We start from the raw sequence: 17250 nt of genomic DNA on the forward strand, positions 1-17250 counted from the left end.
CCGGATTGCCACCAATCCGGCAGCTTCCACCTACGGCAGAACTATAGATTCTTCTTCAGCTTGCGAGATATGATATCCAATTGTTTTTGCGAAAGTTTGTTGTATTGGTAGTCCGTCGGCGTCATTTCCTTAACCTCTTTACGGCAGCAGTGTTGAACAATTTGTTCAAGATGTTCTCTGAACCGCTTCGCAAGCCGCTGCATCGTTTCCTGATGATATTGATATTTGTTATATTTTATTTCCATACTAAATTGACCGTTAGTGACCATGGAATTCAACTCGAGCTTATACCCTTTTTGAACTTGCGGACCGACCTCAGATCCAGTCGAAATGTCGGACATGTGGAACGCTTCCGTCCGCGCTGCCCCTAGGTCAAACTGGCCAAGGTAATTAAAAACAAGCTCCGGTTTGAGCCGGTAATCCAGTTGAAGCTCGGAGGACGGGTCATGGAAGGTCAAATATTTCATAATTTCATAGCCCAACCCCTTACCCGGTACTCTTCGCAAATCATCCTTGGTTCTTTTGATTAATCCGGCAAGATCGTCCGTCTCTTCCGGGCCGAGCACGAACGGAAACAGAGATGTGAACCATCCTACAGTCCTCGACACATTCACTTCTTTCACCACATCCTCCCGGCCATGCCCCTCCAGTTGGATCAGTATATTACCGGAACCTGCCCACTCTTTGAGCGTGCGGTTCAGCGCCGCAAGAAGAAGGTCTTGTATATCTGTACTGTAGGCATGATGAGCATCCGTTAACAGACTGCGGGTAAGGCCGGTGTCCAGTGTCAGCTTCTGAACAGCATGATCCCCTGCCTGATTCAAAGAAATTGAATGGTCGACGGGAAGCTCAGTGACGGCAGTCTGCTCGACGGCACTCCAGTATCCTGTTTCTTTCAATAGTGACGAGCTTGCGGAATACTCTCTGAGCTTCTCCGACCATACTTTGAAAGAATCCGTTTTGTCCGGGAGCTTCACCTCCGATTGCTCAAGCAATTGCATGTAGGCAGTAGAGAAATCCTCCAGAATGAACCGCCAGGATACCCCGTCAACGATTAGATGATGAATAATGAACAGCAGATAATCGCCGGTAGTTGTATGATAGATTGCCAGTCGGATAAGCGGCCCCTGCTCAATATTCAATTCCGTCTGCAGTTTGGCGGATTGTCGCTCGATTTCGGCCACAGTGTCCGAAGCTGCAGTTCCTTTGAGATCGATCACACTCAGATTGTAATACGCCTGTTCTTCCAATCCTTGATTGAACTGAACGATTCTGTCATCCTCCATGCCAAACCTCATCCGCAGTGCGTCGTGGTGCTCCACCAGACGATCGAACGCCTCGGCGACCACCCCCGGAACAAAGCCTTCCGGCCTGTGCACTATGACTGAATGATTGTAATGATGGACATGCTCCCATTTCTGTTCGAACAGCCGATATTGAATTGGAGTCAGACCCACTTCCCCCGTAACCGGCTCCTGACTCGTTTTGACGGTCATCGTCTGTACGTATCTGCTCAGTTCTCGGATTGTCGGATGTTTGAACAGATCCCTCATTTCCATGCGCAGGCTGTAAGCTGTTAATCGTGAGGAGACCTGCAGTGCCTTGATGGAATCACCGCCGCATTCAAAGAAGTTATGATCCGTCCCTATACCTTGTACACCGAGCGTCTCCTCCCATACACGCACCATCGCTTCCTCAATTTCGTTTATTGGAGTCGAGTCTTCTCCGGAAGGCTTGACTTCCATGACCGGATCAGGAAGCACTCTGAAGTTCACTTTGCCGTTCTCATTGAGCGGTATGTGGTCAAGGAATACATAAACAGAAGGCTGCATGTATGCCGGCAATCTGCTCCCTAGATAGTCCCGCATATCCTGCGCGGTCAACACTTGAGTAGAAACGAGATAGGTACAAACATATTTGCTGCCGTTGTCGTCCTCCCTCACAGTGACTACGGCCTCCTGGACTTCCGGATGAGCTGCAAGCTGGAACTCGATTTCAGCAAGCTCTACCCGGTAGCCACGAATCTTGGTTTGATGGTCGACTCTGCCGATGAACTCGATGCTGCCATTCGGCAATCGCTTAGCCCGGTCCCCCGTTCTATACAGACGCTGTTCAGGATGCAGGGGATGGGAAATGAACTTTTCCTGCGTAAGCTCTGGCTGTCCCAAATATCCGCGTCCTACCCCCCGCCCGGCGATTACCAATTCACCTGGTATTCCATCCGGCAGCAAGTTTCCATAAGCATCCATAATTTGTGCTTCAGTGTGGAAGATCGGCTGCCCAATCACTGGCTGGTTACTGAATTCCTGGAACGTATCTCGGTCGAATGGATGGGCAATACATCCAATTGCAGCTTCCGTAGGGCCGTAATGGTTTACGAATCTGGTGTAAGGATATCGTTCGAAATATCGCTTAACGTCGGGAATCCTTATTTTCTCGCCTCCAAGAACGATCAGTTCCAGCGAATCCAACAGCCCTTCCGTATCAAATCGCTCATGATTTGCCAAAATGTGAAACAGAGACGGCGTCGCTTTAATAAATGTAATGCCATTCAGTGACATGTAGTCCAATACGAAAGCCGGATCTACATAATCGTGTCGGTCGAGCAGGTGCAGCTCGCAGCCGCCTGCTAACGCCGGATACAATGCGGTGTAGCACAAATCAAAACCGGGCGAGGAGAGCAGCATTGTTTTGCCCGTCTCGTCAATACGTTGACTCGTTACGAACCAGTGCACATAATTCACCAAATTTCGATGCTCGATCATAACGCCTTTGGGTGTCCCCGTTGTTCCGGAGGTATAGATCAAATAGGCCAAGTCGTCTTCTTTCACCGGAATATTCAGATTTTTCTCCAGACCATCAGTTGTTTTGAGATGATCTAGAAGGAATAACTGAACTGCAGGGTCAACCGCAAGTAGATCGGAAGCATAGGTCAACAGGAACTGCGCGTTGCAATCCGCCAACATGAACTTGATTCGTTCCTGAGGGAACTCTGGATCAATCGGCAGGTACGCACCTCCCGCTTTGAAAACAGCAAGCAGGGCAGCTATCGTTTCTGGCCGGTTCTCCATCATAATCCCGGCAATGCGGCTGCCTTCTCCAAAACCGTTCTCCAGCAGCATTTTTGCCAACCGATTGGCTTTCGCATTGAGTTCGGAGAAACTCCATCGATCCGCTCCGCAGACAAGCGCCGTCTGATTCGGCATCCGTTTTGCAGTCGACTCGAACCATTCAATCATGGTGCCAAAAGTTGGCTTCGCTGCATCCCCAGTTTCCTGGAGCAGCTTCCTATGTGAGCCGTCTATCTTCTCCTCATGCGACAACAGGGAGAGGTTGGACAGCTCGAACTCTGGGCCGTTCGAACATGTGCGAAGCACATGGACCAATAACTGGGCAAAACGTTTCATAGTATCCGCAGTAAACAAAGCCGTGCTGTAGACGAATTCAAGAAGAATATTATCCCCGGTCATTTTGACGAGTAGGGAGATATCAAACTTGGATGATTGTTGCTCCAGCGCATAGGGTTTGACTGCCAAACCTTTCACCTGAAAATCGTCTTCGTCTGCATTCTGCATCGTCAGCATCACGTCGAACAACGGGCTTCGGCTCAAGTCTCTCGGAATTGACAATGCTTCTACCAAGCTCTCGAACGGAAACTGCTGATGTTCATAAGCGTTCAGGCATATGTCTCTGACTTCCATCAAATACTCGCGGAAGCTCTTCCGTCCCTCCGGCATGGTTCGAATCGCCAATGTATTAATGAATACGCCCATCACCTTGCGCAGATCAGCATGATCTCTTCCGGCTGACGCCGTCCCTACAATGATGTCCTCTTGCCCAGCGTATTTGGATAAAAGGATGCTATACCCGGCAAGTAAAATCATATAGAGGGTTGTCCCCGTTTCGAGGGCTAACTGCTGCAATTGAGCTGTCAACTCCGAACCGACAGAAGTTTCAAGTTTTGCACCCTCATTACTTTGGTATTGCGGACGAGGAAAGTCAGTCGGCATACTCAATACTGGGGGCTCTACAGCAAATTGCTTGAGCCAGTATTGCTTATCCTTCTCGAACACTCCCTTATGAAGTTGCTCGTTATACCAGACGGCATAATCTTTATATTGAATTCGAAGCTCTGGCAGTTCACCACCGCTGTACAGCGTATTGAATTCCTCTATGAACACTTCAATGGAAGAACCGTCCGAAATGATATGGTGCATGTCAATCAGCAGCACATAACCGTTCGCATCTCTTTTCGCCAGATATGCCCTGAATAATGGAGCTTTGCTCAGATCGAAAGGCACGATGAATCTCTTGGAAAGCCCATTTAAATCTGTACCGTCCATGCAATCGGCAAGCTCGATGGCAAATTCAACTTCGGGATGAACGACCTGCACCGGCTCCCCGTCGACCGTCCGGAAGGAGGTACGGAATGCCTCATGTCTTTGTATCATGGTACGGAAACTGGACTCCAGCTTCCCAATATCCAGATCCCCCTCAATCTCAAAAGCTGCCGTCATGTTATATGCCGTGCTGGCCCCATTTAATTGTTCAAGGATAAACAGACGTCTCTGTGCCGCCGACAATGCGTAATGACTGCGAGCTTCCGCAACGGGAATTTCTTCAAATGCACGACAGCTCCCTTGCTGAATCAACCTCGCTAATCCTTGTACCGTAGGATGACGGAAAAATTCCCCTACAGATACTCCCACACCCCACTCTTTGTTAATTCTAGAAATCATAATCGTCGCTTTCAGGGAGTGGCCGCCTCGTTCAAAGAAATTATCATGAATGCCGACTTGCTCAAGGCCCAGTTCTTCTTCCCATATCAGAACCAGTCGACCTTCGGTTTCATTTTCCGGAGGTGTATAAGACGCCAAAGGAAGTGCACTCACGTCCAGCTCAGGCATTGCTGTTTTGTCGATTTTCCCGTTTAGTGTCAACGGCATCTGCTCTAGCGGTATAAAGTAGGAAGGCACCATATATTCAGGCAGTGACTTTAGCAGACTTTCCCGAATCGAGCCTAGCTCGCTTCCCTCTTGCGGAACGTAATAAGCGCACAGATATGAGTTTCCTTGGTTGTCCTGTTTGGCCACCACGACGGATTCCTTTACGGGCGTTTGACGAATCATCGCCGCCTCAATCTCTTCGAGCTCAATCCGGTACCCACGGATTTTAACCTGAAAGTCCATTCTGCCAATATATTCGAGGCATCCATCCTCCCGCCATTTGGCCAAATCTCCGGTCCGGTACATTCTTTGTCCAGGGACTAGCGGATTGTCGACAAACTTCTGATTCGTCAAATCGTCCCGCTGCCAGTATCCTTCGGCCAATCCATCTCCGCCGATGCACAGCTCCCCGGGCAGTCCGATCGGTACCAGCATATCGCTGGCATCCAGTAAATAAATCTGTGTATTGCCAATCGGCGTGCCGATATCTACTGTTTCCTTCTTCGTCAAGTCACTGATACAGGACCATACCGTCGTTTCTGTCGGACCGTACATATTAAATATGTTTAAACCGGAAACCTCCTGAAGTCGGTGTAAAAAATAAATCGGGAGGGGTTCTCCGCCTAGCATAATGTCGGTCACACTGCTCAGAAATGTCATGTCCGGGTCATCACCCAGGAGCATTTTCAAACGAGACGGTGTCATTTGCAGCATTTGCACGTGATATTTCGTGATCAAACGATTGAGCGCTAAGGGATCCCGCTGGTCCGACTCTCCTGCGATGACGACAGTGAGCCCTTTGGTTAAAGGCACCCACGTTTCAAGCACAAAAATATCGAAAGAAACCGTCGTCAGGCACAGTATGCTCTTGCCGGGGGAGAAAGCGATCTCCTTGGCCGTAGCCTCGATAAAGTTATGGACGGCCCGATGTGATATCACGACTCCCTTGGGATTTCCGGTAGAGCCCGAGGTATAGATAACGTAAGCATTGTGATCGGCTGTATGAACTGGTGAGGAAAGAATATCTTCCGGTGTTATCCCCTGATACAGGCTTTCATCGTGTATATTGATCACTGCGACACTGGATTCCGGCTGGATGCTCAGTTCTTGATCGGTCAGCAAAATTTGTGCATCACTGTCGGCCAGCATATACTCAATCCGCTGTACCGGATATTCCGGATCAATCGGCAGATAAGCCGCGCCTGCTTTCAATACGGCCAATAAAGCTTCGATCATATGAATCGACCGGGTTACCATTACCCCGGCAATTGTCCCAGGCAATACCCCTTTACGCCGAAGCGCAGCTGCGAGCAAGTCCGATTTGGCATCCAGTTCGCTATAGGTATAAGACTTATCCTCCCAAATCACCGCAACCTCATCAGGAGCAAGTTTTGCCTGCCGCCGGATCAACTGATCGATGGTCAACTGCTTGTCATAAAGAAGCTCATCTGCATTAAATGCAACCAGCAGCTGCTGACGCTCCTCCGCTGATAAAATATCAATCTTCGATAGAGTCAATGTGGATTGATCCGCTACGGCATTCAGAATGTTCACATAATGCATGAGCATCCGCTCTGCCTTTTCATGCTTGAACAACTTCTTGCTGTAGTCCAGATTTAAGGTTATCGATTCCTCATTCCAGTCCTCAGCGCTAAGGGTCAGATCGTAGGGAGACACACCAGGATTTTTCTCTTCCGCCTTAAATGTCACTCCCGCTCCGGACACATCTTCCAGTTCCATATTTTGAAATATAAACATAACGTCAAACAACGGATTCCGGCTGGGGTCTCTCCGAATATTCAGCTTTTCTATCAGCATCTCAAACGGATAACTTTGATTTTCGAATGCTCCGATGCTGCTGTGCCGAACTTCATCCAAATACTCGGCAAACGTCTTGTCTTTGGTCGGATAACTGCGGATCGCAACCGTATTGATAAACACACCAATCAGCGGCTCGATGTCGGGATGAATACGTCCCGAAACCGGAGTACCAACAATAAGATCATTCTGAGAAGAATATTTATGCAGCAGTACTTTATAAGCCGTAAGCATAACCATATACAATGTGGTGCCTGTATCCACAGCCAACTGGCGGAGCCGTTTCGTCAATCCTTCGTCCAAGCAGAAGGTTAGCCGTTCTCCCTCCACACTCCGTTGTCCGGGCCGAGGATAATCCATCGGCATATTCAGCGTAGGCAGCTCTCCTACAAATTCATGCAGCCAGTAATCTTCCTGTTCTCTCATGCGTTGTTCGTTAACCGTTTGCTGCTGCCAGACAGCGAAGTCCGTGTATTGAACCCTGAGCTCCGGCAACACATGACCTTGATACAATTCCAGCAGCTCTCTCATAAATACGGCCATGGAATAACCGTCTGAAATCAAATGATGCATATCTACAAACAGCAGAAATTCGGCATCCGACAGCTTGACAAGCTCTGCCCTGAAAAGAGGCGCTTGGGTCAACTCAAATGGCTTTACGAAATTTCTGAACCGGTCATCTATTGTTTCTTCAGGAGACAGTTCCGAGTAAGGAACGTGCAGCACAACCGCATCACCGATTCTCTGCACAATTTCCTGACCCCGAATTTCAAAAGACGTTCGAAATACCTGATGTCTATCGACAATTTGCCCAAGAGCAGCAATTAACCGGTCTGGATCCAGTTCACCCGTAAGATGAATCTGCCCCGGGATATTGTGAATAAGACTGTTCGCCTCAAGCTGCTCCAATATATAAATCCGCTTCTGGGATGCGGATATGCCATAATACTCCTGCTGCGGCTGTACTGGAATCAGATCGTATGGTTCCTCCGAATGCTCGTTCAACAACCCGGATAACTGGCGAACCGTAGGCTGCTGGAACCACTCGCCGATTGGAATTTGAATACCGAACTCCCGGTATATTCGCGATAGCATAACTGTCGCTTTCAAAGAGTTGCCGCCGATGTTAAAAAAATGATCATTAGGACCAATATGCTCGGCACCTAGAAGTTCGCTCCATATTTCAGCAATGCTGAATTCAGTCTCATTTAATAGCTCCTGATCCTGCGAGAATATATCCAGACTGGATAGTGCATTTTCGTCGATAGACCCGTCTTCCAATCGCTGGAACGATTCCAGTACCGCCACATCAGTAGGAATTGCATACTCGGCCAAGCGTTCACCCATCTCCACTCGGACACGCGAAACATCGATCGGCATCTGAGATGCAAAGTACGCCGCGAGTCTCGGGGATGCGTTATGACATGGTATCAGCCGAACAGCCACTTGAGCCCGTTTCAAGCTTTCCAGCTGCAACAGCTCGGCTTCCAACTGTGTCAAGTTGATACGGTATCCCCGAATTTCCGCCCAGCGATCAACATCTCCACACATGATCATCATCCCGGAAGGGACAATCATCGCCAGCTTCCCTGAGGGCATCATTACATCGTTCTCATAATCCAAGGTATATAGTTCGCCGATGGACCCCATCGGGACCGGGTCCCGCTGCGAATCAAGAATATACTTCCCCTCATGCTTCTTCCAAAACTCCGTCAGTGCATGAGCATGAACTTCAGTACTTAGCGACAACTGCGATACACTCACAGAGGAATCCTGCGTCATAAGAAGTAATAAATGTCGGTAACCTTCCGCCCAAATCTTCATAACTTCCGGTTCGAATAAATCGGTACTGAAATCGAAATCTAGCCTCAGCTCTTGATTGATTTCCGTTACATTAAGAAACAAATCATAATGCAAATGACGAACAGGGTAGGAAAGAAGCTCGGTTTCTAACCCACTAAAGTTCAGTTGTCGAACAGGCCGGTCCATATTAAACATCATATTCAAATTCGGTATATGCACTTCGGGCATCTGCTCCATCAGACTGGCGAGCGAATAACTTTGATGCCTGTCCACCCGCTGCATGATTTCCTTTATGGCACCTAAGTGGTCAGCGATTGATTCACTGCCATTCAGCTCCATATATATAGGAAGCAAATTCACACAATTACCCATCAAGTGGGTCTCCCCCATGTGGGATTGTCCAGCCGTTGGAATGCTGACGATAATTTGTCTTTGACTGGTGAGCCGATATAAAAACAAACCGTAAGCAGCCAGCATAGTAATGAACATACTGTTCTTACTATGAATGCTGAGCGCTCTCAACCTCTTTGTCTCCCCCCTGTCCAGCACTAGAGTATACCTGCCGCCATTGAACATCTTCTTTCTAATGTATCCATGCGGCGAGGGGAGCTGCAGGGGTGGAACTGGCTGGCTGCATTGGGCTGACCAGAATGCCACAGCCTCGCTGGCATCGGGTTGATGAAGTTGTTGTTCCTGCCATTGTAAATATTCACGAAATTGGACCGGCTGCGGCAGCTGCGGTATCCGATTTTCGCAGACTGCCGAATAAGCTTCTTCCAGCTCGCCGGCAAATACCGCGATGGACCAACCATCAATGACGATATGATGGAAGGCAAATGCCAACATGTATTCCTCATCAGCCAACTGCAGCACGGTAATCCGAAATAGCGGCTGTCCGGTATCAAGACTGATTGCTTCGGAAGCGTCCGCTGCCAGCCAGCGGTCCAGATTATCCTTACTGCTATTAGCCGAATCACCGCGCATATCCAATATCTTCAGAGGTGCCTGCACCTCAGACAAGATCTCCTGGTACTCACCGCTGCTGTCCATGACTGTACGCAGTGCCTCGTGCCTGCGGATCAGTATGTTGATTGCCTGCCGTAACGCATCTATATTCAAAGATCCCTTCATTCGAAGCAGTACAGATTCATTCAACGAAGCGGAAGCTGGTCCGCCTGTAACGGAAGAAATCCAAAGCTGTTTCTGCTCGTTGGACAACTTGACCCGCTTAACTCCTCCACCGTCATCGTCTGGAGGAGGGTCTCCCGGCAGAAATCCGCCGCGCTGCAGATCGCTCACGGTCTCTTTTACGATGTGAATGATCTTATCAATATCTTCATAGGTATGGGCCGTGGACATGAAGCAATTACGCCCCTCCCACACATAAAGTCCCCTGTAGTTCAAATGATAGAAGAACAGCTCGATATCTCCGAAAGAAACGAAACGGAATAAAGATCCGAAATTCACCATATAAATCGGAACTTTTCGCTCCTTGAAGAAAGAGTTCAATGAGTGCACAAGATAATCTGTTTTACTATTCAACTCGTCGTACAAGGCAGGGCCTTGAGACTCCAAATAGTCGATCGTTTTTAGAGCCACGCGCATCGTTAGCGGGTGAGTACAGAACGTGCCTCCGACAAAAGTTTTACGATCAGCCTTTGAAGGGTAGGAGACATCTCCAAAGTTCCACTTTCCACCGTCGATCGGGTCCATGAAATCTCCTTTTCCGGCTACAATCCCGATCGGCAGGCCTCCACCGACCACTTTCCCATACACTGCCAGATCGGCTTTCACACCAAACCAGGCTTGAGCGCCTTCCAGGCCGATCCGGAACCCGGTGATGACTTCATCGAAAATAAGCGCCGTCCCCGAATCAGAGGTGATCTCCCGGAGCTGCTGCAAAAATTTGCGCGGCTGCAGGTCTGGCCGACGACTTTGCACGGGCTCGACGAGCACCGCCGCCAACTCATGACTATACTTGCTGATGAATTCCAACGATTCAGGCTTATTGTAGTTAAGCATGATAACGTCGCGCACAAAGTTGGCCTCGATGCCTGGCGCCATCGGGTACGCGGTAGCATCGGCATCCGGGTGAGATACCCCCAACACACCGTCAAATGTACCGTGGTAAGAGCCGGAAAAAATGACAACCTTCGAGCGTCCTGTCGCGGCTCTCACCGTACGAAGGGCAACCATGATAGCCTCCGTTCCGGAGTTGTAGAAGGCCACGCGTTCCATGCCCGTAATTCGGCTAATTCTTTCGGCTACATCACCAGCCAGATCAGACATCGGGCCTAACGGTGGCAGAGAAGAAGAAGATTGTTCTTTCATCTCTGAAACGAGAAATTCCGGATTATGCCCGAGCAGATTTACTCCAAAGCCCATTGTCAAATCAATATATTCATTGCCGTCCACGTCCCACATCCTCGAACCGGAAGAACGCTCAGCTACGATCGGATATATGGCTTCTTTCCAATAGGACCGGAATCCCGGTACATTTCGGTTGTTTGCATGAACATAACGTGTCCGTTGGGTATAGATTTTGGACCCTTTTGTACGTCTTGTATAATCCGCAAAAAACATATTCAGGTATTCCTGCTGCTGTTCTGTAAAATCCCCTTCCTCACCAATCACCATTGGCTGATAGGGAATAAATGGCTTAGGCTCCTGCCCACCACTGTCGATTGGTGCAGCCCGAACAATAGGGTCGGCCTGGTATACTCCGGTCAATTCGGAAGCGGTGAAGGAATCAGAAGAGGATGTAAATGTTGATATATTAGCTGGGATCTGGCTGTCAGGACTTGTCTTTTTTCTCTCCTCCTGCTTATACCCACCTGGCAACACGCCAAAATCCCGTCCGTCACTTCCACTCATCTTGGCCCCGCTGCCGCTTAAAAGCTCCAACTGCCTGCCGAGAATATCATTCACATGCTGCTGCTGTAGAGTCATCAGTTCAAGCTGCTGGGTTAAAATCCGCTCCAACGCAGAGGCTTCTGCAACCGGCGGAGAGTTCCATTCCTTCATCTCCATGGAAACAGCCGCTGCGGCCTGAAGTTGCTGATCTTCCGCTTCCTGTAATGCCGCTTTTTTCTGGAAATTTTGCTCCTCGTTCCGAACTTCCTTATTAACCGCAGCCACAGCCGGTTTCAAATCGGCATTTTCGATAATATATCCGGTTAAAGTGTGAACATTTGTGATCGAGTCAAAAAATCTTTCAATTGCAATATCCAGCAGGTAAATATCTTCAATTGCCTTGCGAATCCGGACAAGCATAATGGAGTCCAGTCCCATTTCGAGGAAGTGGGCGGAGCTGTCTATTTCAGTCACGTCTAGCCCTGAGGCATCACTGATCATTTTCTTCACTGTTTTCTCTATATCAGCTGACAAATTGGAAGGTATAGCGGTCGCCGTCATTAATTCAGTTTGTATAGAATTCGTGGTTTCCTCCTCCTTACGTTCATCGCTTCGTTCAATTTCGATCCAGCATCTCTTACGGTCAAAAGGATACAGCGGTAAAGGAACCTTTCTCGCGAAATAGAACTTGTCCCACTCGACTCGCGCGCCCTGAACGTACAGCTCGCATAACCGTTCAAGCTGCCGCACCCGCTTCTCTGGCGTCGCGGAAACGAGGTCCACAATCATCCCGGCTGCTTCTTCATTGATACGGTTTAATTCTGCTTCAGTGATCTCTCCTCGCCCGAATTCCTGATTTGACTCGGAAACGATCCGATATACACCTCGATATATTCCCGGCTGCCCTTTGTTCTCAGCAAGGTCTGTCAGTTTACGGGCTAATTCTTCGCGTGAACGGCAGACGAATGCGATGCGGTTTTCAAGATGAGCCCTCCCCGTACTTGCCGTGTAGCAAATATCGGATAAGGCCTGATTCGGATATAACTTCAAGTGGTCCACGTAACTGAGAATCAGCTCTTGAAGAGCGTCTTCGCTTTTGGCAGACAGGGTGAACAAATGGGATCGTGCATCCTCTTGTTCTGATGCATCCGTTCTTGGATCAACGAATTCCTCCATAACCACATGGCAGTTCGTTCCGCTAAATCCGAAGGAGCTTACTCCGCAGCGAAGCGGCTGTTCCGAAGCATCAAATGCAGCGGGCTCGGAATTAATATAAAAAGGAGACTGCTCTAAATTTATATTTTTGTTAGGCTCTCTGAAATGGAGCAGCGGTGGATTTTGCCTATGTTTAAGCATCAGAACCGATTTAATCAGACCGGCAATGCCGGACGTTTCAAACGTGTGTCCAATATTGGCCTTCACGGAGCCCAGTGCACAAAACTGCTTCTTATCTGTATATCCGACGAATGCTTTTTCTAATGCTGAAAACTCGACTGGATCACCCAGTTTCGTCCCCGTTCCGTGAGCTTCAATAAACGTAAGGGTTGCCGGGTCCACCCCCGCATCCTGCCAGGCTGCACGGATTACTTCGCTCTGGGAGACAGGGTTTGGCGCTGTAATGCCCACCGTTTTTCCGTCCTGGTTCACTGCGCTACCCTTAATAACAGCATATACCTGGTCTCCATCACGGAGCGCTTGAGTCAGGGGCTTCAATAATACGGATGCCACCCCTTCGCTCACGCCCGTTCCGTTCGAAGCCGAATCGAAAGCCCGCGTATACCCGTCCCCGGATTCCATATCCAGCCCTAATGACAAGGGAAGTATGGAAGTTCTGACCCCACCGGCAAGCGCCATCTCGCATTCGCCAGAGCGAATCGCCTGACACGCCATATGAACTGCAACCAAGGAAGAGGAACATGCCGTGTCTACGGTTACCGCCGGACCTTTAAAATCAAGAAAATACGCGATGCGGCTGGCCAAAACGGAAGGCAAGTTTCCGACGATATAATTTGATATCTGATCCGGCTGGGCTTTGGAAATCAGACGTTCGTAATCATATCCCACTTTTGAATAACCGGCGTACACTCCCACCTTCCGGCCGCGCAGCTTGTCCCCGGCATATCCAGCGTCCTCCAGCGTTTTCCAGGCCTGCTGCGTAAATAACCTTTGATTCGGGTCCATTAACCTCGCTTCGTTAGGGGTGATTTTGAAAAATGTATAATCGAATTTATCAATTTCCTCTAAATATCCTCCAGGTCTAAAATCGGATTCTTGGGCATCCAGCCCTATCACGGATAAATAATCTTTGGCATCTTCCCGTCGATCACCCTGCAATTCTCCAATATGCTGGCGACCTTCCATCAAATTTCTCCAGTACTCCTGAACCTCTGCCGCACCTGGTAGCTGAAGGGACATCCCGATAATCGCAATATCCTTATCCCGTTTGGATGGATCGAATCCATGCTGCTCCGGTTGATGAGATAAAGTTGGTTCCGACTGCAGGAATTTGGCCAAATCATGAATCGTCGGATAAGCGAACAAATCTGCAACATCCAGCTTGACCGAAAACATTGTCTCAATCTGGTCTACCATTTGTGCCATATGGAGGGAGTTTACTCCCATCTCGAAGTAACTGTCCCGAACACCAACCTCGTCTTTCCCGAGTACTTCGCGACAGATACGCTGGATGTCACGTTCGATTTCGAGTTGCGAACGCCTAGGCTGAAGAGACTCTCCCTGCCTGCCCGCCATTTCCTTCTTTTCTGCTAAGAACATACTCTTTAATTCCTGTAAAACCTCGGTAAATTCGCCATTCTGATATTGCTGGGCAAGCACATATCGCTGTATTTTTCCGCTAGTTGTTTTCGGCATGCGCTTGGTTGGAACCACTTCCGCAATTTCCCAGCCTCCCCGCTCGTTCAAAAGCCGTTTAAGCTTTTGCGTAATCGGATAGAACTTCTCTATCTTTCTTTTGGAAACGACAAATAAAATAATTTCTTCCTTTTTCTTGTCTGTATTGTAAATCCCACATGCGGCTACCCGGCCCAGCTCCACTCCTTCTACTTCCTCGGCGATCCGCTCCAGATCATGAGGGTATACGTTCTGCCCATTCACAAAAATAATATCCTTGGCCCGTCCAGTGACCACTAATTGACCGCTGCGGATGAATCCCAAATCCCCGGTTCTGACCCAGCCATCAGGTGTCAATAATTCACGGGTTGCTTCCGGATTATTGTAATATCCTTTGGTGACGTTATCCCCCCTGATATGTATATGGCCTATCGTACCGTCCGTGGATTCTATACCGTCTTCATTACAGATCCGCACCTGGCAGTAGTCGATTGAAGACCCAACCTCAACAAAGGAAAGCGCATAGGGTAATTCTTGATTAACTTCAATAACCTGTTCCCCGACATTAAGATGACGGCGGTCAACATATACGGTCACAAATTCATCTTCAATCGGAGGTATAGTAACGCCCACTGATGCCTCAGCAAGTCCATAAACAGTACACATAGCAGTCCTTTTTAGACCGTAAGGAGCGAAGGTGTCCAGGAATTCATAACAAAGCTCGTTTGAAATTGGCTCCGCTCCGTTATAAATAAGGCGGATACTCGACAAATCCCAATGCTCAGCTTTTTCTGGTTTAAAAAACTGCATTAAGTATTTATAGCCGAAATTGGGAGAAGAGATGATAGTAGCTCGATGCTCGCTTGCTTTTTTGAGCCAAATTGCGGGTTGTCTTATAAATAAGGATGTTGGAATAATGTATTGATCCGAGTTGGCTGTCAGAGGTGTTAAGTGGTTGCATATCATTCCCATATCGTGAGTCAGAGGCATCCACTGCAAATAGGAGTCTTCAGAGGTGGTTTTAGTGCTGTTGATGATACCGTTAATGTTATAGATCAGATTGCGATGAGTCAGTATAACCCCTTTGGGATCCCCCGTCGAACCTGATGAAAATTGAATAAAGGCAATATCTTCAGGATGTGGACTATAGATCTGGGGAGAGAATTCCCTTGAGAATACTGCTTCGTCGTCAAGAACAGATACCCTGCCACGAAGCTTATCAAATAGTTCCGGCTGTTCGCTCTTCACCGAAAAGTTTTCCAAATCTCGCAAAATTTTTGAGTTTGCAAGCAGGTAAGGATGATTCAATATATTCCAAATCCGAAATACCTTGCTCTTATGTTCGTCATTGTTGCCGGTGCTGACAGGTACAGGAATGATTCCTCCAAGGATGCAGCCCCAAAAAGCGATAATAAAGTGGCGATTGTCGTCTATTTGAAACACGACCTCTTGCCCTTTCTCCACTCCCTGTTTTTGAAGGTAACCCAAAAATCCGCAGGCTTCTTCATAGAGCTCCTTATATGTAAGCTGATTTTCCCGATCGTCCCCTTCAATAAACGTGATTCCCCGATCCGTTGTATTCCCTCGTTCTTTCATTACATCAACCAGACTTGTAAATTGCTTAGTATACACGTTATTCCCCCCAAAAAATGATAGATTCATTCTTGCGGCTTCCTAAAAATTTGCCGGTAACTTGTCAGTGATTTTCATCTGTTCTTCCAGCGGTAATTGTTTGGTGGACATCACTGACTGGAGCAGACTTTTAATCCGAATTAGCGTTTGCATAATATCCGAAGAATCATTATCAGCTAACTTTTCGATCAAATCCCTGATTTGTTGGATGGGCTGGATTACGCCGGTACTGTAAGCTATGGCATCATGATTCCGATTTCGCGCAATGATGGCGGCTGTCAAGGATTCTCGAATACTGGCGATGACGACTTCGCGATCATTCTTGCCTTCGTCAAAATATGCGCGCAGCTCCTCTAATTGCTCTGGATGATCGAATTGGCATGTCTGAACAGAGGGATAGGTGTCCTTCATTAGGCGTGTCAATACTTGGCGCGGTCCGACCTCCACCGTTCGACAGATTCCTTGACTGTTCAAATATTGCATCGTTTCCAGCCAGCGAACCGGTTGAGTCATTTGGCGGTAAAGAAGCGGAAGCAGTTCTTGCCTTCCATACGGTCTTGCCACCACGTTCGATATGACCGGCCACCTTGGATCCTTGGTCTCCAGCTTCTCCAATTCAACAGCTAATTGCTCCGCCGCTGATTGCATCAATGGACTATGGAAAGGGGCGCTAACATTTAAATATTTAACACTTACATCCGAGGATTGCGCCTGCAGCCGCTCGACCACCGATTGAACAGCCGCTTGATGACCAGCAAGCACATGTTGATTCAAAGAGTTATAACAAGCGATAACAACTTGTGAGGTATCGTTACTGGCTTGACGACAAAATTCCTCCAGCTGATCCGAAGCAGCATGCGTCACAGCGACCATCGCTCCAGTGTCGGAAGAATGCGCAGCTTGCATTAACATCCCCCGCTTCCTCACAATCCTGAGCCCATCTCCAAAAGATAAAACGCCGCTACATACAAGTGCGGAATATTCGCCAAGACTATGTCCCGCCATATAATCAGGTTCCCATCCCAGTTCAATCCTACCGATTTCGAAGGCAATAACGCTTACAGCTAATATGGCCGGTTGTGTATTCATCGTCTGCATCAGCTGTGAATGACTGCTTTCAAAACATAATTCAGTAAGATTGAAACCCAGCGTGTCGTTTGCTTCTTCAAAGTAACGCTTTGCTATAGTAAATTCATCGTACAGCTTTCTTCCCATACCGACATATTGTGATCCCTGACCCGGAAACAAAAATGCCGTAGTTGGCATAAGCAGACCTCGATTCGTAGTATTTTGTTTTACAAACGATTAAAACTAGTATGAAAAGTGCTCTGTGTTGGGAGATTTTGAC

Annotated in this window: 2 protein-coding genes; both read right to left on the reverse strand. The window is 48.2% G+C overall.

The genetic code is table 11. The features are described from left to right. Positions 1 to 41: 41 nt before the first annotated feature. Positions 42 to 15902 (reverse strand): non-ribosomal peptide synthetase, encoded by a 15861-nt coding sequence (locus PQG66_RS10325; protein WP_272037598.1) that lies wholly within the window; start codon positions 15900 to 15902, stop codon positions 42 to 44. Between the two features lie 42 nt (positions 15903 to 15944). Continuing rightward, a complete protein-coding gene (gene fabD, locus PQG66_RS10330; protein ID WP_272037599.1) occupies positions 15945 to 17168 on the reverse strand; it encodes an ACP S-malonyltransferase in 1224 nt (407 codons plus the stop codon). Positions 17169 to 17250 lie beyond the last annotated feature (82 nt).

It is taken from the genome of Paenibacillus sp. JJ-100 (genome assembly GCF_948329825.1).
GTDB lineage: Bacteria > Bacillota > Bacilli > Paenibacillales > Paenibacillaceae > Paenibacillus.

Coding starts and splice junctions, on each gene's coding strand:
- fabD (WP_272037599.1), bottom strand. CDS start 17,168: ATGCCAACTACGGCATTTTTGTTTCCGGGTCAGGGATCACAATATGTC.